This is a genomic window from Acinetobacter sp. LMB-5 (genome assembly GCF_001541635.1).
GTDB classification, from domain to species: Bacteria; Pseudomonadota; Gammaproteobacteria; order Pseudomonadales; family Moraxellaceae; genus Acinetobacter; species Acinetobacter pittii.
Window position 1 is genome coordinate 1 of record NZ_LRDR01000108.1, and the last position, 332, is coordinate 332.

General features: G+C 51.5%; 1 rRNA gene. It reads left to right on the plus strand.

What is annotated here, in order from left to right:
* Nucleotides 1-332, plus strand: a 23S ribosomal RNA gene (locus tag AW165_RS18725); the annotation flags it as partial.

Genomic DNA, 332 nt, shown 5'->3' on the forward strand with positions numbered 1-332 from the left:
AGGCCGAAAGGCGTAGTCGATGGGAAACGGGTTAATATTCCCGTACTTCTTACAATTGCGATGGGGGGACGGAGAAGGCTAGGTGGGCCTGGCGACGGTTGTCCAGGTTCAAGTGCGTAGGCTGAGAGATTAGGTAAATCCGGTTTCTCTTAAGGCTGAGACACGACGTCGAGCTACTACGGTAGTGAAGTCATTGATGCCATGCTTCCAGGAAAAGCCTCTAAGCTTCAGATTGTAAGGAATCGTACCCCAAACCGACACAGGTGGTCGGGTAGAGAATACCAAGGCGCTTGAGAGAACTCGGGTGAAGGAACTAGGCAAAATGGTACCGT